Origin of the sequence: Pseudomonas sp. Ps21-P2 (assembly GCF_039672565.1) — a bacterium.
In the GTDB taxonomy this organism is placed as follows: domain Bacteria; phylum Pseudomonadota; class Gammaproteobacteria; order Pseudomonadales; family Pseudomonadaceae; genus Aquipseudomonas.
The window spans coordinates 538641-559737 of sequence record NZ_JBDFPL010000001.1; the positions used below are offsets into that span (position 1 = coordinate 538641).

The 21097-nt window shown below is 62.2% G+C and carries 14 protein-coding genes and 1 pseudogene; 7 read left to right on the top strand and 8 right to left on the bottom strand.

Going from position 1 to position 21097, the window contains the following annotated elements; genetic code table 11:
• Positions 1 to 43: 43 nt before the first annotated feature.
• The 3 genes from ABEH28_RS02375 to ABEH28_RS02385 all read left to right on the top strand — a co-directional run bounded on the left by ABEH28_RS02375 (position 44) and on the right by ABEH28_RS02385 (position 2817).
• Positions 44 to 1609 (top strand): ABC transporter substrate-binding protein, encoded by a 1566-nt coding sequence (locus ABEH28_RS02375; RefSeq protein WP_346628970.1) that lies wholly within the window; start codon positions 44 to 46, stop codon positions 1607 to 1609.
• Between the two features lie 69 nt (positions 1610 to 1678).
• The gene (locus ABEH28_RS02380; protein WP_346628971.1) at positions 1679 to 2224 is read left to right on the top strand and encodes a CMD domain protein; all 546 of its coding nucleotides are present in this window, start codon (positions 1679 to 1681) and stop codon (positions 2222 to 2224) included.
• Positions 2224 to 2817: a peroxidase-related enzyme gene (locus tag ABEH28_RS02385; protein ID WP_346628972.1), complete on the top strand. Its 594-nt coding sequence runs from the start codon at positions 2224 to 2226 to the stop codon at positions 2815 to 2817. Before ABEH28_RS02380 ends, ABEH28_RS02385 begins: the two co-directional genes overlap by 1 nt.
• 508 nt (positions 2818 to 3325) lie before the next feature.
• Here the strand turns inward: ABEH28_RS02385 and ABEH28_RS02390 are convergent.
• The 5 genes and pseudogenes from ABEH28_RS02390 to ABEH28_RS02410 all read right to left on the bottom strand — a co-directional run bounded on the left by ABEH28_RS02390 (position 3326) and on the right by ABEH28_RS02410 (position 13392).
• Complete coding sequence (locus ABEH28_RS02390) at positions 3326 to 7687, bottom strand: putative Ig domain-containing protein (RefSeq protein ID WP_346629188.1); 4362 nt, start codon at positions 7685 to 7687, stop codon at positions 3326 to 3328.
• Between the two features lie 198 nt (positions 7688 to 7885).
• Positions 7886 to 8941: pseudogene (locus ABEH28_RS02395) on the bottom strand (glycosyl hydrolase family 28-related protein); the annotation flags it as partial.
• A 370-nt stretch (positions 8942 to 9311) separates the two neighbouring features.
• Entirely contained in the window at positions 9312 to 10523 is a 1212-nt protein-coding gene (locus ABEH28_RS02400; protein WP_282371643.1) for a GGDEF domain-containing protein, read from the bottom strand.
• Between the two features lie 137 nt (positions 10524 to 10660).
• Complete coding sequence (locus ABEH28_RS02405; RefSeq protein ID WP_346628973.1) at positions 10661 to 12547, bottom strand: methyl-accepting chemotaxis protein; 1887 nt, start codon at positions 12545 to 12547, stop codon at positions 10661 to 10663.
• A gap of 332 nt (positions 12548 to 12879) precedes the next feature.
• A complete protein-coding gene (locus ABEH28_RS02410) occupies positions 12880 to 13392 on the bottom strand; it encodes an acyloxyacyl hydrolase (RefSeq protein ID WP_282371647.1) in 513 nt (170 codons plus the stop codon).
• A 253-nt stretch (positions 13393 to 13645) separates the two neighbouring features.
• On the opposite strand from ABEH28_RS02410, the gene ABEH28_RS02415 reads away from it, so the two are divergent.
• Together ABEH28_RS02415 and ABEH28_RS02420 are read left to right on the top strand one after the other, a co-directional pair.
• Positions 13646 to 14071 (top strand): VOC family protein, encoded by a 426-nt coding sequence (locus ABEH28_RS02415; RefSeq protein WP_074883781.1) that lies wholly within the window; start codon positions 13646 to 13648, stop codon positions 14069 to 14071.
• Between the two features lie 137 nt (positions 14072 to 14208).
• The gene (locus ABEH28_RS02420) at positions 14209 to 16125 is read left to right on the top strand and encodes a methyl-accepting chemotaxis protein (RefSeq protein WP_346628974.1); all 1917 of its coding nucleotides are present in this window, start codon (positions 14209 to 14211) and stop codon (positions 16123 to 16125) included.
• Between the two features lie 34 nt (positions 16126 to 16159).
• Here the strand turns inward: ABEH28_RS02420 and ABEH28_RS02425 are convergent, their stop codons facing one another.
• Together ABEH28_RS02425 and ABEH28_RS02430 are read right to left on the bottom strand one after the other, a co-directional pair.
• The gene (locus ABEH28_RS02425) at positions 16160 to 17035 is read right to left on the bottom strand and encodes a LysR family transcriptional regulator (RefSeq protein ID WP_192172514.1); all 876 of its coding nucleotides are present in this window, start codon (positions 17033 to 17035) and stop codon (positions 16160 to 16162) included.
• Between the two features lie 127 nt (positions 17036 to 17162).
• Positions 17163 to 18254 (bottom strand): NADH:flavin oxidoreductase/NADH oxidase, encoded by a 1092-nt coding sequence (locus ABEH28_RS02430; RefSeq protein ID WP_346628975.1) that lies wholly within the window; start codon positions 18252 to 18254, stop codon positions 17163 to 17165.
• A gap of 84 nt (positions 18255 to 18338) precedes the next feature.
• Between ABEH28_RS02430 and ABEH28_RS02435 the strand changes: the two genes are divergently transcribed.
• On the top strand, positions 18339 to 18638 hold the full coding sequence (locus ABEH28_RS02435) for a helix-turn-helix domain-containing protein (RefSeq protein ID WP_346626131.1): 300 nt from the start codon (positions 18339 to 18341) through the stop codon (positions 18636 to 18638).
• 113 nt (positions 18639 to 18751) lie between these two features.
• Here the strand turns inward: ABEH28_RS02435 and ABEH28_RS02440 are convergent, their stop codons facing one another.
• The gene (locus tag ABEH28_RS02440) at positions 18752 to 19777 is read right to left on the bottom strand and encodes a YrzE family protein (RefSeq protein WP_192172516.1); all 1026 of its coding nucleotides are present in this window, start codon (positions 19775 to 19777) and stop codon (positions 18752 to 18754) included.
• A gap of 263 nt (positions 19778 to 20040) precedes the next feature.
• On the opposite strand from ABEH28_RS02440, the gene ABEH28_RS02445 reads away from it, so the two are divergent.
• Complete coding sequence (locus ABEH28_RS02445) at positions 20041 to 21090, top strand: GGDEF domain-containing protein (protein ID WP_346628976.1); 1050 nt, start codon at positions 20041 to 20043, stop codon at positions 21088 to 21090.
• Positions 21091 to 21097: the final 7 nt, after the last annotated feature.

The following is a 21097-nucleotide window of genomic DNA, read 5'->3' on the forward strand; positions in this document are numbered from 1 at the left end:
AGCGCGTCCTGAACCCCCAGCCATTGCGTACAAGGAATCTCCCATGCAACCACGTGTTCGCTCATTGATCGCCACGGCTCTGCTGCTGGCCGCCGGGGGTGTCTCGGCCCAGGATCTGCGGATCGGTTACGCCGACCCGGTCTCGTCCCTCGACCCGCAACTGAACAACTACGCCGGCGACCGCTCGGTGGCGCTGCACGCCTTCGAATCCCTGGTCAACCGCCACGATGACAAGACCCTGCCGGGCCTGGCCAAAAGCTGGAAAGTCGTGGACCCGACCACCTGGCAGTTCGACCTGCGCGATGACGTCAAATGGCAGGACGGCACGCCGCTGACCGCCGATGATTTCGTGTTCTCCTTCGAGCGCGCGCGCAGCGTGCCCGGCAGCGTCGCCTCGTACGCCGGCGCCATGCGCACGGTCGAGTCGGTCAGCGCGAAGGACGCCCACACGCTGATCATCAAAACCCGCACGCCGAACGCCAATCTGCTGCCTGACGTCGACTCGATCTACATCGTCAGCCGCCACGCCGGGGCGAACGCCAGCAGTGCCGATTACAACGCCGGCAAGGCGATGATCGGCACCGGGCCGTATCGCTTCGTCTCCTACGTGCCGGGTGACCGGACGATCTTCGCGCGCAACGACAGTTACTGGGGCGGCAAGCCGACTTGGGACAAGGTCGATTTTCGTTTCATCGCCAATGCCGCCAACCGCACTGCTGCATTGCTGGCGGGCGATGTCGACGTGATCGACAAGGTTTCGCCGACGGACGTGGAGCGGTTGCGCAAGACCCCGAGCGTCAACGTGTTTGCTTATCAGGGCCTGCGTGCGCTGATCATTCAGCCGAGTTTCCGCGAAGGGCCCAACGAGTTCATCCGCGACAACGCGGGCAAGCCGCTGGCGGAGAACCCGCTGCGTGACGTACGCGTGCGCAAGGCGCTGTCCCTGGCGATCAACCGCCAGGCCATCGACGAACGCATCATGCAAGGCACCGTGACCGAGGCCAATCAGTGGATGCCGGCCAACACCTTCGGCTACAACCCGCAGGTGAAAAACATCCCCTACGACGTCAAGCAGGCCAAAGAGCTGCTGGCCCAGGCCGGCTTTCCCGAAGGCTTTCAGCTGACCGTGCACGTGCCGGGCGACCGTTATCCGCAGGCGCCGGAAGCGATGCAGGCGGTGGCGCAGTTCTGGTCGCGGATCGGCGTCAAGGTGCAGCTCGAAGTGCTGCCGTGGGCGGTGTATGCCGGCAAGGCCAACAAGAATGAACTGGCGGTCAGCGTCATCGCCTGGGGCAACGGCACCGGCGAGGCGGCCTACGCGCTGACCAACATTCTCACCACCGTCGACAGCAGCAAGGGGCAGGGCGCCTCGAACTGGGGTCATTACAGCAACCCGCTGGTGGACAAGGCCCTGGTCGATTCAACCGCCGAATTCGACGAAGCCAAGCGTCGGCAGATTCTGGAGGACTCAGTGAAGGTGGTCAGCGACGACGTCGGCATCATCCCGCTGTTTCATTACCAGAACATCTGGGCGGCGCGAAAGGGCCTGAAAGTCGAGCCGCTGGTGAGCGACCGCACCGCCGCGACCATGGTCACCGAGCAACCTTGATTCTGCATGTCCCCGCGGCGACGCAGGTGCGCGGCGGGGACGACGTCCCACTTACTGTCAGGAAACGTCATGTCATTGAACGCCTCTCACCCGCTGGACACTGTGCCGGGCACTGAGCCCGATGTGCTTGATGGTCTGCTCGGTATTCAGCCGGGCTCGACGCTTCACACCGTTCGCCATGCCCGCGACAAGGTCGCCTCGGCCACCCAGGGCAGTCAGGATTTGTTTTTTGCCCCTGAACTGCCGGGCAATCTGTCGCTGACCGAACGCCTGTGGGTGGCCTATTACGCCGCCCATCTGACCCCGCACCCAACGCTGGCCGCGCACTATCTGGCGCAGTTGCACGCCCAGCGTGTGGACGCGTTGAGCGTGGCCAGTGTTGATTCCGGTTCGCTGGATGAGCTGAGCGACCCTCGATTGCGCGGCATTCTGGAATTCACCCGGACATTGATCGAGTCGCCAGTGCATGGCGACCAGGCGGCGTTGCAGGCGCTGCACAATGTCGGGCTGAGCACTGAGGAAATCGTTGTGCTGGCGCAGCTGGTTGCGTTCATGTCCTATCAGGTGCGTCTGGCCGCAGGGCTGGGTGCACTGCTTTCTGCTGGAGAAGCGTGATGAGTGAGCCGATTCGCGACAATGGATTCACCAACGAGGTACTGGGCTGGAAGGCCTGGCTGCCGACGGTTGATCTGAACAGCGCCACCCCCGAGCAGATCGCGGTGCTCGAAGAGAGCCATCCCCAGGCGAAGACCTCGGACTATTACCTGACCCTGGCCCATCACCCGGACATTCTTCGCCAGCGTTCCCAGGCCTTCAACGCCATCATGTACGCCCCGGGCGGGCTGTCCCGAGCCGAACGTGAACTGGCGAGCACCGTGGTTTCGTGCGTCAACCGCTGCGTGTACTGCGCCTCGGTGCATGCCCAGCGGTTTGAGCAGTTGGCCAAGCGCAACGACGTGATCCGCGAGGTCTTCGCCGACCCTGCCACGGCGGGCACCAACGCCCGGGAAAAAGCCATCGTGCGCTTTGCGATAGACCTGACACTGGCCCCGGCCTCGATCGATGCCACCCACATCAAGGCGTTGCGCGAACAGGGCCTGGACGATGGGCAGGTGCTGGATTTGATCCACGCGATCTCGATTTTCGCCTGGGCCAACCGCCTGATGCTGAATCTGGGGGAGCCAGTGTTTCCAAGCGCTCAGGCCTGATGGATTCATATAACGTTTAGCGTGAGATGTAGTGCTGCCCCGACGCTTTCTTGCAGCAAACACAGCACCTGTGGGAGTGAGCTTGCTCACGAAGGCGCCGTTCCAACCGCTGAAAATTCACTGAATGTCCCGGCCTCTTCGTGAGCAAGCTCACTCCTGCTTTTAGTGGGACCGGCTTTAGCCGGGAAGGGGTTATTGAGTACGCAGCGGATTTTGGGTGTGGCATCCGACGCCTTCCCGGCTGAAGCCGGTCCCACAGGGGATATGCAATCCCATCGTTCGGGTTTCAGTCAGTCACATTGGATGCACGGGATGCTTTTAGTGGGACTGGCTTTAGCCGGGAAGGGGCCATTGAGTACGCAGCGGATTTTGGGTGTGGCATCTGACGCCTTCCCGGCTGAAGCCGGTCCTACAGGGGATATGCGGTGTATCAGAGGGTTTGGTCGTACTGATCACGCAAAAAAAACGGCCTCCATTGCGGAGGCCGTTTTTGTGTTTACGCGATCAATCAGGCAACGAGGTCAGTGACGTGCAGCTCCTTGACGCCGACCAGCTGGATTTCGAAGTCCGGGGTGGCGTCGGCGTTGATGCTGCCGTAGAGGATCCCGTCGGCAAAACGTATCTGCCCGGTGGCGTCGTTGCTGTCAAAGGCGTTGCTGCCAATGAAGGTAAACGCGTCGATGCCCGGCGTCTGTGGATTGGCGTCCAGGGCACTGAAGTCGAGCAAGTCGCCTTCGGCGCTCTTGAAGCCGTTGATCACGTCGCGCAGCGCACCGACACCCATGTCGGCGACAGAGTCGAACACGTAAGTGTCGGCCCCGGTGCCGCCGGTGAGCGAATCGGTACCCGCGCCGCCGATCAAACGATCGTTGCCCGAGCCGCCGATCAGCGTGTCATTGCCGGCGCCGCCGTTGAGCACGTTGGCGCCGCTGTTGCCGGTCAGGCTGTCGGCGAAGGCGCTGCCGATCAGGTTCTCGACGCTCTTCAGCGTGTCCAGGCCCGAGCCGCCAGTGTTCTGCTGGGCCGAGGTCGACAGCGTGGCGGTGATGCCTGCCTGCGCGCCAACGTAAGACACGGTGTCGTTACCGTCCCGCCCGTCCAGCACGTTGTTGCCGATGCCGGCGAACAGCACGTTGTCCAGCGCGTTACCGATGCCGTTCGCCGCATCGAGGCTGTCGATGTACAGGTTTTCCACGTTGGCGCCGAGGGTGAACGTTGCCAGGGTGCTGTGCACGCTGTCGATGCCGCCGGAGACGCGATCGGCGTTGGTTTCGATCACGCTGTCGCCGCTGTTGTCGACGTAGTACGTGTCGTTGCCATTGCCGCCGCTCATGCTGTCGGCACCGCCGGCGCCATCAATCACGTTGGCGGCCGCGTTGCCGGTGATGAAGTTGCGCAGCTCGTTGCCGTTGCCGTCGATGGCTGAAACACCGGTGAGCACCAGGTTTTCCAGGTTCGCGCCGAGGGTCCAGCTGACCGACGCCTGCACGGTGTCGATCTGCGACGGCGAGTCGCTGCTTTCGGTGACGCTGTCGAAGGCGTTGTCGACGATGTAAATGTCATTGCCGTCGCCGCCCGTCATGCTGTCGGCGCCGAGGTCGCCGTCCAGCGTATCGTTGCCGGACGAACCCACCAGGGTGTCGTCCTGGTCGGTGCCGAAGATCATGCCGCCTTCGTTCTGCGCACCGTCGAAGATGGCCTGTACGCTGTTGTTGTCGCTCGGGTCACCGTGGAAGCCCAGGTCGTCGGCGATGTAGTCGGCCAGACGCTGACCGACGATCTCGGCGGACTCTTCATGCAAGTGCCAGACGTCGTCGGGGTAGACCAGCGGGTCGACTTCGTGGCGCAGGGGCAGGTCGGTGTAATCCACCGCAATCTTCACGTCGTCACGCTGGGCGGCGATCGCTTCCTGGGTGGCGCGGACGTAGCCGACACCTTCGACGATGCCGGCGATCTTCTCTTCCGAGAAGCCGCGGGCGCGGGCCGCGTCCTGGTCGTAGTGACCGGTTTCCATCATGTACACGTTGAAGTTGCCGAACTGCGCGTGCAGGTAATCGAACACCGACAAGGTCGCCGCCTTGTACGCCGCCGCCGCAGCATCCTTGTCCGAAGCGCGGGCGATTTCCTGCGCCGCTTCTTCGCCCTGGCCCCAGATGATGCCCATGGTCACGTTGTCGATCGACTTCAGCTCGGTGAGCTGGTCGTTCAGCAAGGCCACGGCGCGCAACAGGGCCGGGCCCGGTTGGTCGGTGTCGGTCAGCCACCAGCACAGCTTCAGCTCTTCAGGGCCGAGGGTCGACAGGCCGTTGACCGTGCTGCCGCCCACCGCGATGTCGATGCCATTGCCGTCAGCGTCGTTGAACTGGCTGCGCACGTCGTAGGTGGTGTATTTGCTCAAACCGTCCACCAGCATGGTGGTGCCGGACTGGCTGTCGTCTTCGGTCATGCGCAGCAGACGTGCGTTGGACTGGCCGAGGGTCGGCAGGAACAGAATGTCCTGGTCGGCCCGGGAGCCGAACACGAAGTCGTCGGCGGTGAGGGTGTTCATGTAGTTGCCGCTCAAGGCGATCTCGAAGCGGTGACCGTCAGCGTCGGGGACGCTGGATTTGATGTAGGTTTTGTCGCCAGCGGCGTTGAGGCTCAGGTACAGCGTGCCGTTGCTGCCATCGCCCAGGCCGAGGAAGCCCAGGGCGGAGACGTCGATCTTGTCCACGCCGTGGGTGAAATCGTAGATCGTGTCAGTCGCGGTGACACCGCCGGTGTTGTAGTCGCGGTAGCTGTCCTGGACGCTGGTGTAGCGGAAGGTATCCGCGCCGTCGCCACCGTACAGCGAGTCGCGACCCGCGCCGCCGTCGATGATGTCCGGCCCTGCGCCGGCGCGAATGGTGTCGTTGCCGCCCAGGCCGAGGATCAGGTCGGCGCCGGCAGTGCCGGCGATCGCTTCGCCGTTGTCGGTGCCGGTGATGGTGCTGGCCGGCGCATCGGCCACGGCCAGGGCGAAGCTGTCACTGACCGACGCCCCCGACGGGTCGGTGGCCTTGATCAGCAGCGTGTAGTTGCCGGAGGCGGTGCTGGTCGGCGTGCCGCTGAAGGTCAGGCGGGCGCTGTCAAATGTGAGCCAGTCGGGCAGGGCACTGCCATCGGCCAGGGTCGCGGTGTAGGTCAGCGCGTCGTTGTTGGCGTCGGAGAAGCTGTTGCTGGTGACCGCGTAGGTGAACGGCGAGTTTTCCGTCGCGTTCTGGTCCAGCAGCGGAATCACCACCACCGGCGCCACGTTGACGGGCGCATTCTGGCTGGCGAAGACGAAGTGGCTGGCGTTGAGGCTGCCGGCCAGATTACCCGCCAGGGACAGTTCGAAACGGTTGCCGTTGGCGTCCGCGACGTTGTCCTTGACGTAGGTGCGGTTGGTGCTGGCGTTGTAGGTCACCTGCAGCGTGCCGTTGAGGCCGTTGCCCAGGCCGCCGTAGCCCAGGCCCGAGACGTCGATTTTGTCGGCGGTGACATCGAAATCAAGGATCTGGTCACTGGCGCTGGTGGTCGCCGTGCGGTAGCTGTCCTGGGTGGAGGTGAAGCGGAACACGTCCGCCCCCGCACCGCCGGTGAGTTTGTCGGCACCGGCGCCACCGATGAGGACGTCGTTGCCGTCGCCGCCGTTCAGGGTGTCATTGCCCGCGCCGCCGAAGATCTGGTCGTTGCCGGTGGTGCCGGTCAGCGTGTCGTTGCCCGGCGTGCCGTTGATCACGCCCGGCGTTACCGGCACGTCCTGCACGGCAAGGGTGAAGCTGTCGCTGACGGTGGCGTTGGTGGCGTCGCTCGCGGTGATCTTGATTGCGTAGGTGCCCGACGCCGTGTTGCCTGGGGTGCCACTGAAGGTGCGGGTCGCGGCATCGAAAATCAGCCAGGTCGGCAGCGCCGTGCCATCGGCCAGGGTGGCGCTGTAGCTGAGGGTGTCGTTGTCCGGATCGGTGAAGCTGGTGCCGGGCACGACGTAGCTGAACGGCGTGTTTTCGGTGGCGTTCTGATCCAGCAGCGGGTTGGCGACGACGGGCGCCTGATTGACCGTCGGGGCGGTGGCGAACACGAAGTTGGCGCTGGTCAGTTTGTCGAGGTAGTTGCCCACGAGCGCCACTTCAAAGCGGTTGCCCTCGGCATCGGCGGTCAGCGATTTGATGTAAGTCTTGTCGCCGGCGTCGTTGAGCACCGCGTACACGGTGTTGTTCATGCCGTCGGCAAGGCCCGTGAAGCCCAGCTTGGAGAGGTCGATCTTGTCGGCGGTGACGTCGAAATCGGTGATCACGTCGCCCAGGTTGGCGCCGCCGGCGTTGTAGTTGCGGTAGCTGTCGGTGCGGCTGGAAAACACGAAGGTGTCAGCGCCAGCGCCGCCACTCAGGGTGTCCTGCCCCGCGCCGCCGTCGAGACGATCGTCCCCGGCGCCGCCCGCCAGGCTGTCGTTGCCGGCCAGACCCAGCAAGGTGTCTGCCCCGTCAGTGCCCTGCAGCGAGTCGTTGCCGGTGGTGCCGGTGAGGGTGCGGTTGAAGATGAAGTTGTCGGCGGTCAGTGCGCTGACCAGATTCCCGGCGAGGATCAGCTCGAAGCGATTGCCGTTGGTGTCGGCATCGTAATCCTTGATGTAAGTGCGGTCGTTGCTGGCGCTGTAGCTGATCTGCAGGGTGCCGCCACGGCCGTTGCCCAGCCCGGTGAAGCCCAGGCCGGCGAGGTCGATCTTGTCCTGGGTCGGGTCGAAGTCGGTGATGGTGTCGTCGAAGCTGGTGGTCGCGGTGCGGTAGCTGTCGGACTCGCTGGTGAAGCGGAAGATGTCCGCGCCCGCGCCGCCGGTGAGCTTGTCGACCCCGGCGCCGCCGATGAGGATGTCGCTGCCGCCACCGCCGTTGACGGTGTCATTGCCCGCGCCGGCGTAGAAGATCTCGTTGGCGTCGCTGCCCAGCAGGGTGTCGTTGCCGTCGGTGCCCTGAACCGCTACCACTGGCACGGTCGCGCTGACGTAGCTGCCATCGCCATACACCAGGGTGTCGCCCTTGGTGGTATGGGTGATGGTGTTGCCGATGATGGCGTTGCGGTCGGTGCCGTCTTCGTTGCGCTCGGCCACGCCATAGGTCGACAGGGCGCTGCCGTTGATGGTGTTGCCCTGAACGGTGTTGTCACTGCCGTTGTAATACTTGCCGGAAACGCCCTTGGTGTCGTCGTAGGACTGAATGATGATTTCCGGTACGCCGCCGCCCAGTGAGTTGTTGCTCAGGGTGTTGTTGATGACGTCGACGTTGTTGCTGCCGTAGATGCGAACGCCGGCGCTGGCGTTGTCGTGGATGTCGACGCCGGTCATGGTGACCTCGCTGGACAGCTTGATCAGCACGCCTTCGGCGCCGTTGCCATAGACCTCACCGCCGGTGATGGTGATGTTGTTCGGCGAAGGGATGTTCTCGCTGCCGCGCTGCACGACGATGCCGCCACCGCCGTTGCCGTAGGCGACGTTGTTGCTGAGGGTGAAATCGTGGCTGCTGGTGACCACGTTGAAACCGTGGCGATCGTTGTCGTAGGCGATGTTGTTTTCGAAGGTGCTGTCGCTGAGGAAGTCAGCGACAAAGCCGTCCAGGCCGTTGCCGTGGGACACGCTGTTCTTGATGACCATGTTCACGGTCTGTTCGTGGGGGTCAAAGCCGTAACCGGAGCAGTCCTTGATTTCCACGCCATCGAGGGTGACGTTGGAGTCGTAACCTTCCTTGCCCGGGATGTAGCCGTTGAACCAGCCGTCGATCTTGCCGGTGGTGTTGTCCCGGTTGCCGTCGATGGTCAGGTTGCTCAGCCCGAAGTCGTGGGTCTCTTCGCCGTAGGCGGAGCGGATGACGCCGGTGATTTTCGTGTCCGAACCGTCCGCGACCTTGATGTTGGAGACGCCCATGCCGTCGCCGTACATGTAGACGTTGCTCTTGAGCATGAGGCAGCCGTCGGACGGTTCCTCGCCGCCTGAGACGATGTAGGTCCCGGGGGGTACATAGACTTGTCCTCCACCCGCCGCCGCAGCTGCATCAATCGCTTGTTGGATGGCCGCGGTGTCGTCAGAGACGCCATCTCCCTTGGCGCCAAAATTTTGGACGTTAAAAATCATGTACTTATCTCCGGTCACAGGCTGAGGTCACGCTGCGTGCCAATTTCCAATCGGCACTGCAGCAGGTATGACCCACCTGAACGGAAAAGTTGTCGCCGTATGTCGGAAAACCGTCGTTTTGTGACGATCGGCACATTTTGGTGGTTGTTGGTGTCACGTAATTGACGTTTGGAGGGATGTGCTTTTCTGGCACTGTTGGAGAGATGAGGAGTCTGCGAGCGATGAAGATCGCTTGGCAGGACCGGCTTCAGCCGGGAAGAGGCTAGGGTGGGCACCCTCGATTCTGCAGTGTGACGACCAACGCCTTCCCGGCTAAAGCCGGTCCCGCAAAGTTCGCGTTAGCCGGTCCTATTATGGGTTAGCGGGCCTACTAGGCCACTTCAGCGGGGGCGCAGCGCAGGCAGTCGCGGCCTTCGCCCTTGGCGGCATAGAGGGCCTTGTCGGCCATGGCGATGAGCGCTTCGGCGCTGGTCTGAGGTGCGCTGGCGATGGCGACGCCCAGGCTGATGGTGACCCTGGCGCCGTCGCCCAGCACCGGGTGGGGCACGTTCAGCGCGGCGACCGCAGCACGCAGGTTTTCTGCCAGGGCCCTGGCCTGAGCCGGGTGGGCGTGGGTCATGAGCACCATGATTTCCTCGCCGCCGAAGCGAAAGGTCAGGGCGTCGGCTTTCTGCGCCGTGCGCTGGATCACGCCACTCAGCAACCGCAGGCAGGTGTCGCCCTGCAGATGCCCGTAGTTGTCGTTGTAGGATTTGAAGTGATCGATGTCCAGCAGGATGACCGCGACGTTCGTGGGGGTCTGCGTTGCGCGGCTCCACAGGGAGGCCAGCACCTCGCCCTGAAAACGCCGGTTGAACAATTGCGTCAGCGAATCGATGCGCGCCAGTTCCACCAGTTGCGCTCGCAGCAACTGCCCGCGCAACGCAAACAGATAACTCAGGCGGCTTCCGTGTTCCAGAAACCACGACGCCATCATCAGCAACGCCGCGGTGGAGAAGAACAACAGCGCATTGGCTTGCCAGATCTGAAAGTCGGCGAACTCAGCGAGGTAAGTGGTCACCAGCTGAATGACCAGCATGCAGGCCATGGCCACCGCCGCGCAGCGCACCGGCACCTGCTGGATCACCGTGCAATACACCATGATCAGCAGCATCCCCAGCTGATAGTGCAAGCGGAACGGACTTTCGCTGTAGATCATCGCTATCAGCGGCATCACCGAACACGTCACGGTGCCGATGGCTGCCGTCGCTTCCACAATGCGTCGGGTGCTGGCGCGCCGCGCGATGATCAGCAGAATCATAAAGATCGGCGTCATCAGGCAGACACGGCCCAGTGCCACGTAGGTAAACATGTCGTTCAGGCTGAGCCAGTCGCTGACCATGAACAGGTTGTAGATGAGGATGCCGCCGATGCCCACGGCGGACAGAAACTGGCGGCGTTGCTCAAGCGTTTCGGCCTCGTAGCGCTGTTCCAGCTCAGTGCTGAAACGCAGGCTGCGAAAACGCGATGCGATGGTGCGATCGACCTCGGCGAGAAGTTGCGCGTCATGGGGGCCAGGTCGATCGAGGACAAAGGAAAGCATGTTGCACCAAAGAGATGGGTTACCGGACTATGACATCATCGGTGATGTCTTAGTGCCATCATTTCGTCGGAGCGCTGTTTTCGCAAGGACTGACCGATCAAGCGTCAGGTTTGCGATGAACAGCGCTCCGTCTTGCCTCAGATACGGAAACTGCCCACCAGCTGCGTCAAACGCACCGACTGACGTTCCAGGTCGGAACAGGCGCGCAACGTGGCCTGCAGGTTTTCCACGCCTTCCTGGTTCAGTGTGTTGATTTCGGTGATGTCGACGTTGATCGCTTCGACCACCGAAGTCTGCTCCTCGGTGGCGGTGGCGACCGACTGGTTCATCGCGTCGATCTCGCCGATGCGCACGGTCACGCTTTCCAGGCTGGTGCCGGCCTGATTGGCGATGCTGACGCTTTCATGGCTCTCGCGCTGGCTGTCGTTCATGATCGCCACCGCTTCACGGGCGCCGTGCTGCAGCTCCTCGATCATTTTCTGCACCTGGCTGGCCGATTCCTGAGTGCGGTGGGCCAGGCTGCGGACCTCGTCAGCGACCACGGCAAACCCGCGCCCGGCTTCCCCGGCGCGTGCTGCTTCGATGGCAGCGTTGAGGGCCAGCAGGTTGGTCTGCTGGGAGATCCCGGTGATGACTTCCAGAATCTGCCCGATGTTGGCGGTCTTGGTGTTGAGCTGCTCGATCTGCTCGCTGGCGCCGCTGATGCGTGTCGACAAACGGTTCATCGCCTGAATGTTCTGACCGACCACGGCCTGACCACTGGACGCCATATTGCGCGCATCGCTGGAATGCCCGGACGCCATGGCGGCGTTCTGCGCGATCTCCTGCGCCGCAGCGCCCAGCTCGTTGATGGCTGCCGCCACACTGCTGGTGCGGTTGGCCTGCTGATCGGAGTTCAGCATCGAGGAGTTCGACGCGCTGACCACGCGCAGCGCGACTTCGTTGAGCTGCACGGTGGAGGAGGCCACTTCGCGCATGGAGTCATGGATCCGCTCCACGAACAGGTTGAAGCCGTTGCCCAGGTAGCCGAATTCGTCCTGGCTGAGGATCTCCAGGCGCTTGGTGAGATCGCCTTCACCTGCCGCGATGTCGTGCATGGCGCGGCCCATGGTGTTCAGCGGACGCATCAGCACGCTGAGCAACACGCCCAGCAGCGCAATGATCAGGACCACGGCGATGATCGTGGCGACGATCGCCGAGTTACGGAAATCGCCCAGTGCGGCGTAGGCCTGGGCCTTGTCCACCGCGATGCCGACGTACCAGTTGACCGACGGCAGACCGTCAACGTGAGCAAAGGTGACGACTTCGGTCTTGCCGGCGTGCTCGCTTTCGCTGACGTCTTCGGACAGGCGCGGCGTAGCGTTCGGGTAGACCTCGGCCAGGGTTTTCATCACCAGCGAGGTGTCCGGATGCACGAGAATGCGGCCGTTGGCGTCGACCAGGAAAGCATGGCCGTCGTTCTGCAGGCGCAGCGCACTGATCATCTTCACCAGCACTTCCAGACTCAGGTCGCCGCCCGCAACGCCGGCGACGCCGGAGGGGCCTTTCACCGGCGTGGCGATGGTCACGATCAGGCCTTTGGTCACGGCGTCCAGATAGGGCTCGGTCAAGGTCGTCTTGCCGGCCTTCAGTGCATCGGTGTACCACGGGCGGGTGCGCGGGTCGTAATCGCCGGGCATGTCATCAGGCGGTTGCGTTACGAATGAACCATCGGCTCTGCCCAGGTAGATGCTCATGAACGTCGAGATCAGCGTTGGCTGACCGAGCAGCCCGTTGAACACCTCGGGCGACGACACGGCGGCGCCCTCGGCGACGTTTTCCACCAGCAGGATGCGTCCCGACATCCAGTTCTGGATATTGCCGGCCGTACTTTCGCCCATCTGGTTCAGACTTTCCCTTAACTGATCCCGGATGGCGTTGCGTTGCAGATAATCGTTGTAGAGGGTGAATAAGGTAAACGCGGCGATCACCACCAGCGACGCCGCCAGCAGGATTTTATGGCTGAATTTCAGGGATTTGGTCATGCCTTGAGGGCCTTCAAGCGATTGCAGGGAAAGGATTGCAGTGTGTCAGTCGGGCTATCGGCGGCCAGCGGGATAGATGAATGGCTTGCTGCGCAAAACAGGCCTCTATTTGACTGGAATCTGACAATCGGTCCTGGGTGTACGGCCCGCAAGTCATGTAACCGTGCTAAGCGAGGAGGGCGGAGGGCGAGGACGTGAGGAAGTGGAGCAGGGCAGACGCCAAAAAAAAGGGCTGCAAAAAGCAGCCCTCTGGCATTCGACTTATGCGGCCCAAGCACGAAGTACAGCGCTTGAAGCTTGAAGCCTCGAGCTCGCAGCTAAGTCCTCATCCCTTAGAGCGCATGACTGTAGACCAGCGCATAGGATTCGATCCCGTCGTTAGGCTCCTTGATTCCTGCGTTTGAATAGTGGGTAACGCGCAGGCCGACGCGCTGGGTGTCGCCGAATTTCAGGCCGGCACCGAGACGGTCTTCGAAGTTGAAAGCGGAACCGAACTTCTGGTCACCCGCAGATGAACCGGTAAACAACGAAACGCCCACACCGGCTTCGATATAGGGCTTCACCGGACCGCTGCCGAACTCATAAACGAACACTGGGGCAAAGGACGCCGAGTGGCGAGCGCCTGCCTGTTTGCCTGCTTCCCAGTAGGTGTAGCCCAGGTCCCAATAGCCGGTCAGCTTGCCGGTGGAGCTTTCCAGCCAGGACTTGTCCCAGTCGAAACCCAGGGCAACGCGGCCGGTGACGCCACCTTGGCTGGTGGCACCCAATGCACCGGAGATCTGCGTGGCGTTGGCGGTCATGGCGAAAGAAGACAGGCAAAGGGCAGCGAGCAGTAGCTTTTTCATGGTGGAGATAGCCAGAAAGGTCAATAAAACCGGGGAGAGTAATCACCCGAACGGATGTAGGGCAGAACGCCACTACGAAAGTTCCATTGGCCCTGTATGAAATTTCCCAGAACTTCGTTTTTGGAATGATTCAAGCGGTATCAAGCGCCCGATTGATCAAAATTGTTGAGGCTCGGCAGAAGGATAATTCGCTTTTACGGCGTGCGATTAGGGTCAACAATCCGCTCTGTCATTCCCGCTCCAAGGATCGCCCATGAGCCTCTCGCCCTTCCATCTCGCCATTCCCGTTTACGATCTCGCCGCCGCGCGCCACTTCTACGGCGACGTATTTGGTCTTTCCGAAGGCCGCTCCAGCGAGCAATGGGTCGATTTCGATTTTTACGGTCATCAACTGGTCATCCATGAGCACCCGAAGACCACTTCCCAGGAATCCGTGCATTCCAACGCGGTGGATGGCCACGACGTACCGGTCCCGCACTTCGGCATCATCTTGCACTGGGAAGAATGGGAGGCGCTGGCGGAGCGTCTGCGCGCCCGGGAAACGAAGTTTGTGATCGAACCCTACATCCGCTTCCAGGGCCAGGTGGGCGAGCAGGCCACCATGTTCCTGTTCGATCCGTGCGGCAACGCGCTGGAATTCAAGGCGTTCAAGGACATGAGTCAGTTGTTCGCCAAATAATCCGGGCGTGCCCCTCGGGTGCTTGTCAAAGGCGCCCGTTTTCGTTTCAGCCGCACTGCAGCCACTTCAACTTACCTGTCCAGCGGCCGATAAACCGATTCAGCATCTCTTAATGATCGGATCGGACTGGAAAACTTATGCTCACTGCGATGAACAGGATGCTGGAAAACATCAGCGTCAAATCCAAGCTGTCTCTGGGCTTTGGCGCAGTGCTGGTGTTGACCCTACTGATAGCGTTGGCAGGGTGGTCCGGGATCGGCGGACTGAGTGAAAGGGGAGACCGGATTCTCGACATCTCAAAGCTCAATGACCTGACGCGTGACATGCGCATCGCGCGCTTGTCCTACACGCTCAATTACGATGCGGATCACGCCGCTGTGGTGGTCAAGGCGCTGGACAACCTCGACAGTCACCTGGCGTACTGCCGCGCCAATTTCGATTCGGCGTTGAATATCCCGCATATTCAGTCGGCGACGGAGGCGGTCAAGCGCTACCGCGCGCACTTCAGCGACTACGTTCAATCTGTGCAGAATCGCGAGGCCTCTCGTGGGATTTTCGGCAGCAATGCGGACGCCGCGGTGGAGCAATTGCAGAAGATTGAGGCCGCAATTTCCGCGAACGGCGACGCTGCGCAGACCGCTGCGGTGGTGAAGGCGCAGGCCTTGGTCGAGCAGGCGCGCTTCCAATTGCGCGGCTACACCTACAGCCTCAAGCCCGAGCTTGAAGCACCGGCCAAAAAAGCCATCAGTGACGCTCGCGCCTACACCACGGTCCTTGGTCAGGCGCTGCCGGCGGCACAAAACGATGCCGTGCAACACCTCGGCTCGGCTCTCGACGCTTATTTGCTGACGGTCAGCCAGTTCAGCGAGGCTCAAGCGGGAGCCGCCAACGCTCAGTTGGGGTTGAACGAAGACATTGCCAGCCTGTTTGCCGCCAGTAACGCACTGGCAAAAAATCAGGCCGTATTGCGCAGCGAAGATGTGGACGCCGCCCGTAACGTGTTGGGCGGCGCGACACTGGGCGCATTGATCCTCGGCATTCTTGCGGCCTGGCTGATCACTCGCTTGATTGTCCTGCCCTTGATGGACGCGCTTCGCACTGCCGAGCAGGTGGCCGGTGGTGACCTGACAAATGCCCGTGTGGTGTCGCGCAAAGACGAACTGGGCATGTTGCAACGCAGCATGGCGCGGATGACGGTCAACCTGCGCGAACTGATTGCCGGGCTGCGCAATGGCGTGACGCAGATCGCCAGTGCCGCCGAGGAATTGTCAGCGATCACCGAGCAAACCAGTGCGGGCGTCAACAGCCAGAAGATCGAGACCGATCAGGTGGCGACGGCCATGAACGAGATGGCGGCCACGGTGCAGGAAGTTGCACGCAACGCGGAAAGCGCGTCCGAGGCCGCGGCCACCGCCACCCGTGAGGCCCGCGACGGTGACGAGGTGGTGCGTCAGGCCATCAATCAAATTGAGCGCCTGGCTGCCGAAGTCGGCCACTCGACGGTGGCAATGGCGGACCTGAAAACCGAAAGCGGCAAAATCGGCAGCGTCCTCGATGTCATCAAGTCGGTCGCTCAGCAGACCAATTTGCTGGCGTTGAACGCCGCCATCGAGGCTGCGCGGGCGGGCGAGGCGGGAAGGGGCTTTGCGGTGGTCGCTGACGAGGTGCGCAGCCTGGCCCAGCGTACCCAGTCTTCCACTGAAGAAATCGAGCAACTGATCACCGGTCTGCAGAGGGGCACGCAGCAGGTGGCGGGGATCCTTGAAAACAGCCGCGTGCTGACTGACAGCAGTGTCGAACTGAGCCGGCGCGCCGGGGTGTCCCTGGGCGGCATCACCCGCTCGGTGCTGTCCATCGAGTCGATGAACCACCAGATTGCCGCTGCCGCTGAAGAGCAAAGCGCCGTCGCGGAAGAGATAAACCGCAGCGTGATCAGCGTTCGCGAAGTCTCCGAGCAGACATCGGCCGCCAGCGAACAAACCGCAGCGTCCAGTGTTGAACTCGCCCGGTTGGGCGTGCACCTGCAGACGCTGGTCGGAAAATTCAAGGTGTGACCGCCGAGGCGCACTTGCACGACGGGCAATGGCGTCAGTCTGCGCGGGGGAGCGCGTTCACGACGCAGCTTCTGAACAATTCCAGCAGCGGTGTGTGCCGCTGCAGGTATTTGCTCACCAGCACGATCTCGCGGAAAAAGGTCAGCTCACCGAGGTCGATGATCCGCACGTCCTCCGCATGCTCCAGCCACAACCCGGCCATGGGCACCAGCGCCACGCCCAACCCGGCGCGGACCATCTTGACGATGGCGTCCAGCTCATCGAGCTCCAGGGTTTGCCGCACCTCAAGTTTGCGCTCGCGCAGGAACTGCGTGACCCGGCGGCCGCCGAACGAGCGCTGATCGTAGCGAATGAAAGGGTGGTCGCTGAGGATCTGCCGAGGGTCGTCGCCCTGCATGCCGGATGGCGTGATGAGCACGAACGGTTCTCTGGCGAGGACCTCGGCGTGCAGCTCTTTGGGCAGGGCGAACGGCGGTTTGATCATGATCGCCAGATCGAGCTCGCCGGCGTCCACCTGACTGAGCAGGTTCAATGAAACCCCAGGCACCAGACTGGCCTCGATGAACGGCGCCTTGCTGCGCAGCGCCACCAAGGCTTGCGGCAGGATGCCGGTCTGCGCCGTGCTGATGGCGCCGATGCGCAGCGCGCCGCGAAAGTCATTGGCGCTGTCGGGGCTGCCCATGCGCCCGAACAGCTGCAGCATTTCTTCGGCCAGTGCCACGGCGCGTTGTCCGGCGGCGTTGAGGGTGGCGGCGCGGCCGGTGCGATCAAAGAGGGTGACGCCCAGAGCGTCTTCGAGGTTCTTGATCTGCGCGCTCACCGCCGATTGGGTCAGCCCGACCTCGCGCCCGGCCGCCGCAAAGGTGCCTCGACGCGCGACGCAGACGAAGGTTTTCAACTCTCTGATCATCGGCAGGTCCTGGCAGGAAATTCAATCGGGCAGGGCGCACTCACAGGCGGCCGGCAGCGGATAGTAACCAGTGCCGTCGACAAATAAAAATGCCGCCTCAAGGGCGGCATTTTTTTACGCGGGACGCTTAACGATAGCGTTCCAGCCAGTGCGCGTAGGGCGCAGGCAGGGTCCACGAGGCTTTGTCGACGCCCAGTTCTTTGGCGGCGAAATAAGCCCAATGCGGATCCGCCAGGTGCGCCCGGCCGATCGACACCAGGTCCAGCTGACCGTTCTGCACGGCGGCCTGAGCCAGTTTCGGATCGCCAAAACCCCACGCCGAGGTCACCGGGATATCGGCTTCACGGCGTACGCGTTCGGCGATCGGGCCCATGAAGGCCGGGCCCCACGGGATGTTGGTTTCCGGGATGGTGAAACCGACGCTGACGCTGAGCAGATCAAGACCGCCGGCCTTGAAGCGGTGCGCCAGTTCGATGGATTCGCTGAGGGTCTGCTCGTCACGGCCGTCGTACTCGATCACACCGAAGCGCGCGGTCAGGGGCAGGTTTTCCGGCCAGACTTCACGCACGGCGGCCAGGGTTTCCAGCAGGAAGCGGCTGCGGTTGTCGAAGCTGCCACCGTAGGCATCGGTGCGCTGGTTGGAGTGTTCGGAGAAGAAGCTCTGGCCCAGGTAACCGTGGGCGAAGTGCAGCTCGATCCACTCAAAGCCGACTTCACGGGCACGGCGTGCAGCGTCGACGAAGTCCTGCTTGACCCGGGCGATGTCGTCCAGGGTCATTTCCTGGGGGACTTTCGGCAGGTTGGCGCCGAAGGCGATGGCCGAGGGTGCGATGGTCTGCCAGCCGCGGGCATCATCGGCGGCCATGTGGTCGTCGCCTTCCCATGGACGGTTGGCGCTGGCCTTGCGACCGGCGTGGGCGATCTGGATGCCCGGGACCGAGCCGGCTGCCTTGATTGCCTGCACCGCAGGAATGAACGCCTTGGCGTGCTCGTCGCTCCAGATGCCGGCGCAACCCGGAGTGATGCGGCCTTCAGGGGAGACGGCAGTGGCTTCGACGACCACCAGGCCCGCACCGCCGCGGGCCATGCTCGCGAGGTGAACGTGGTGCCACTCGTTGATGACGCCGTCGTCTGCGGTGTACTGGCACATTGGAGGGATGGCAATGCGGTTACGCAGGGTCACGTCCTTCAGCGTGAAGGGTTCGAACAATGCAGACATGAAATACTCCTGATGATTGAATTCGCTTGTTCGATAGTATTCGAAATATGGCGAAGAATGAAACCCCTCGCTATGATGCGCGGCATGCGCGCCTTCAAACATCCGTTACCGACCGAACTCACACTTGAGCGTTTGCTTTACGCATTAAGTGACCCCGTACGCCTCGAAATCGTTCGCTGTCTTTCCACGGTAGAGGAGGCGACCTGCGGCGAGCTCGACGGCGGACGGCCCAAGTCCAGCATGTCTCACCACTTCCGCGTGCTGCGCGATGCAGGCCTGGTGCATACGCGCAACATCGGCACCACGCACATGAATTCGCTGCGCACCGAGGAGCTGGATATTCGCTTTCCGGGGTTGCTGGGGTGCATTCTGGCTCAGGCGTGAACCGGCGTTTTCAGACGTACGGTGCGGTTTGTAGAGCCCTACTCAGCGCAAACAAAAATGGCCCGATCTTGCGATCGGGCCATTTCATTTTTGGGCTAGGACCTGACGCTTAGTTAGACAGCGCCGACGATCTTCGCAGCCGGTTGGGTACGACGACCCATTGCACCGGCACCGGCTGCCACGAGGGCAGAAACCACCAGGGTGATCAGCAGGATCCAGGCGGCGCGGGAAATGTTTTTCGCCGCAACGTCAGCCGCTTCACGGGCTTTCTGCTCGGCCTGGGCTTTCAGCTCCTGGTACTTGGCGTACGCCTGGCGGTAGCTGGCCTGGGCCTGATCGACGATCTGGTTGGCTTCGGCGTCGGTCTTGTTGCCGCGGGCCTTGATCAGGTTGACGAAGGCCTGACGGTCAGCGGCGTCCCACGCCTGGTCGCCCTTGGCTTTCAGACGGTCGAGCAGGCCGCTCAGTTGCTCGTCGGCCTGTTGTGGGGCTTCGGCGCTGCGTTGTGCGGTGTTTTTCGCGTCTTCCTGGGTGGTAGCAACGTCTTGCTTGACCTTGTTCGGGTCCAGCTCAGGCTTGCCGGTCTGGCGCATGGCTTGTTCGATTTCGCCCTGGATATCGTCCAGATTGAAGTCGATGCCTTGGGCGCGCAGCTGCTCCTGGATCTTGCCGCCAACGGCCGGGGCCACTTGCGCAATGCCGCTGCCCACTGCCGACAGGCCGCTGCCCGCCAGATTCAAACCGCCACGCACGACGCCGGTCACGGCGCTGGACACCAGGTAAACGCTGATCAGCGAAACGCTGGCCCAGACCAGAATGCCGTGGAAGGCGCCCTCGCGATGGGCCAACCGGCCGGCGGCCCAGCCCCCGACGAACAGGGAAATGACCATACTCACACCCAGCCAGATGCCGGTGCCTTTGCCCATGCCCGCCAGCGGATCGGCTTCTTGCAGCGGATCGATGCTGGCGCTGCCGATGGCGGTGCCCAGCAGGCTGAGCATCAGCGAGACCACCAGCGCGAGTACCACACCGGCCAGAATGGCGCCCCAGGAAATTCGTTTGAGCAAGGGGGCAACAGCAGTCCCCCGGTAGACAGGATCGTCGTAGGCGGCAGGTGTAACTCGGTCATCGCGAATCATAGTGGCAGTTCCTTTGGTCATTGGCAGAGCGCAAGACGTGTTGCGCGTAATTCAATGACCTCCGCACTTTTTGATTAGTTTTATGCAGGCGGAAAATAAAATGCTGGCAAAATGCCTAAGCATCAAAATTGCCGAAAATTCAAAGGTCTGCAAGCAGATTAAATTGGAACCAGTGTTATTCCCAGTCGCGATATGGCGTCACCCCGGACGCTGTCCTTGGCTACCTTCTATACCACCGTAATAATTTTTCCCGAGACAGCCTGATGAATACCCTCACCGCCGATGACCGCACTCAGGTCACTCGGGAAGCCACCGTTGAATACTGGAAACACATCATCCCGATCGTGCAAATCGCGTTCGCGATTCACGTGCTGTTGCTGGGTTTGTTCCTGATCGTGGACCTGCCCGTGATGTGGGTCACCAACGCGGCGAGCGTCGCGGCTTACATCGCCTGTCTGCTGGCAATCAAACGCCGGCTGTATCGCTGCGCCGGCATGCTCATCTGTATCGAAATCATCGCCCACGCCGCCATCGCCACCTGGGTGCTCGGCTGGGACAGCAACTTCCACCTCTACGTGTTCTGCATTGTGCCGATCATTGCTTTCGGCTTTCATTCCTCGCCGGTGCGCAGAGGCTGCCTCAGCGCCGCCGTGCTCATCGTCACCGTGGGCGGGTACCTGCTGCGCAACAAAGTGCCGGTCTTCAGCATCAGCGAAAACGTTCAGGACCTGTTTGGCGCAGCCAACGCATTGACCGCAACGGCGTTGTTGCTGCACGCCACGGCGTTGTCGGTGCGCTTCAACCTGTCGATGCACATGAACCTTTATCACTCCGCCCACCGCGACAGCCTGACCAATCTCTATACCCGGCGGCGGGTGCTGCAGCGTCTGCGTCAGCTAGGCGGGGGGCGGCGGGAGATCCCCACGGCGCTGGTGCTGATCGACATTGATCACTTCAAACAGATCAACGACAAGCACGGTCATGACATGGGCGATGTGGTGCTGCAGCAGGTGGCCGCTGTCATCGCCCAGTGTGTACGCACCACGGACATCGCCGCGCGCTGGGGCGGCGAAGAGTTTCTGGTGTTGATGCCCAACACCCGCTTCGAGGACGCCCGGCTGATCGCCGAACTGATACTCACGCACATTCGCGAACAGGGCGGGGAGATCAGGCAGAGCCTGAACCTTACGGCGACCCTTGCGGTGGCCATCCTGAAAAACGGGGAGACGTTCCGGGATGCGCTGAACCGGGCGGATCAGCGCTTGTACGAGGGTAAGCAGGAGGGACGCAACCGGGTCATGCTGGCGGAGTGAGCGCGGC

Coding starts and splice junctions, on each gene's coding strand:
- ABEH28_RS02375 (WP_346628970.1), top strand. CDS start 44: ATGCAACCACGTGTTCGCTCATTGATCGCCACGGCTCTGCTGCTGGCC.
- ABEH28_RS02380 (WP_346628971.1), top strand. CDS start 1,679: ATGTCATTGAACGCCTCTCACCCGCTGGACACTGTGCCGGGCACTGAG.
- ABEH28_RS02385 (WP_346628972.1), top strand. CDS start 2,224: ATGAGTGAGCCGATTCGCGACAATGGATTCACCAACGAGGTACTGGGC.
- ABEH28_RS02400 (WP_282371643.1), bottom strand. CDS start 10,523: ATGCTTTCCTTTGTCCTCGATCGACCTGGCCCCCATGACGCGCAACTT.
- ABEH28_RS02405 (WP_346628973.1), bottom strand. CDS start 12,547: ATGACCAAATCCCTGAAATTCAGCCATAAAATCCTGCTGGCGGCGTCG.
- ABEH28_RS02410 (WP_282371647.1), bottom strand. CDS start 13,392: ATGAAAAAGCTACTGCTCGCTGCCCTTTGCCTGTCTTCTTTCGCCATG.
- ABEH28_RS02415 (WP_074883781.1), top strand. CDS start 13,646: ATGAGCCTCTCGCCCTTCCATCTCGCCATTCCCGTTTACGATCTCGCC.
- ABEH28_RS02420 (WP_346628974.1), top strand. CDS start 14,209: ATGCTCACTGCGATGAACAGGATGCTGGAAAACATCAGCGTCAAATCC.
- ABEH28_RS02425 (WP_192172514.1), bottom strand. CDS start 17,035: ATGATCAGAGAGTTGAAAACCTTCGTCTGCGTCGCGCGTCGAGGCACC.
- ABEH28_RS02430 (WP_346628975.1), bottom strand. CDS start 18,254: ATGTCTGCATTGTTCGAACCCTTCACGCTGAAGGACGTGACCCTGCGT.
- ABEH28_RS02435 (WP_346626131.1), top strand. CDS start 18,339: ATGCGCGCCTTCAAACATCCGTTACCGACCGAACTCACACTTGAGCGT.
- ABEH28_RS02440 (WP_192172516.1), bottom strand. CDS start 19,777: ATGATTCGCGATGACCGAGTTACACCTGCCGCCTACGACGATCCTGTC.
- ABEH28_RS02445 (WP_346628976.1), top strand. CDS start 20,041: ATGAATACCCTCACCGCCGATGACCGCACTCAGGTCACTCGGGAAGCC.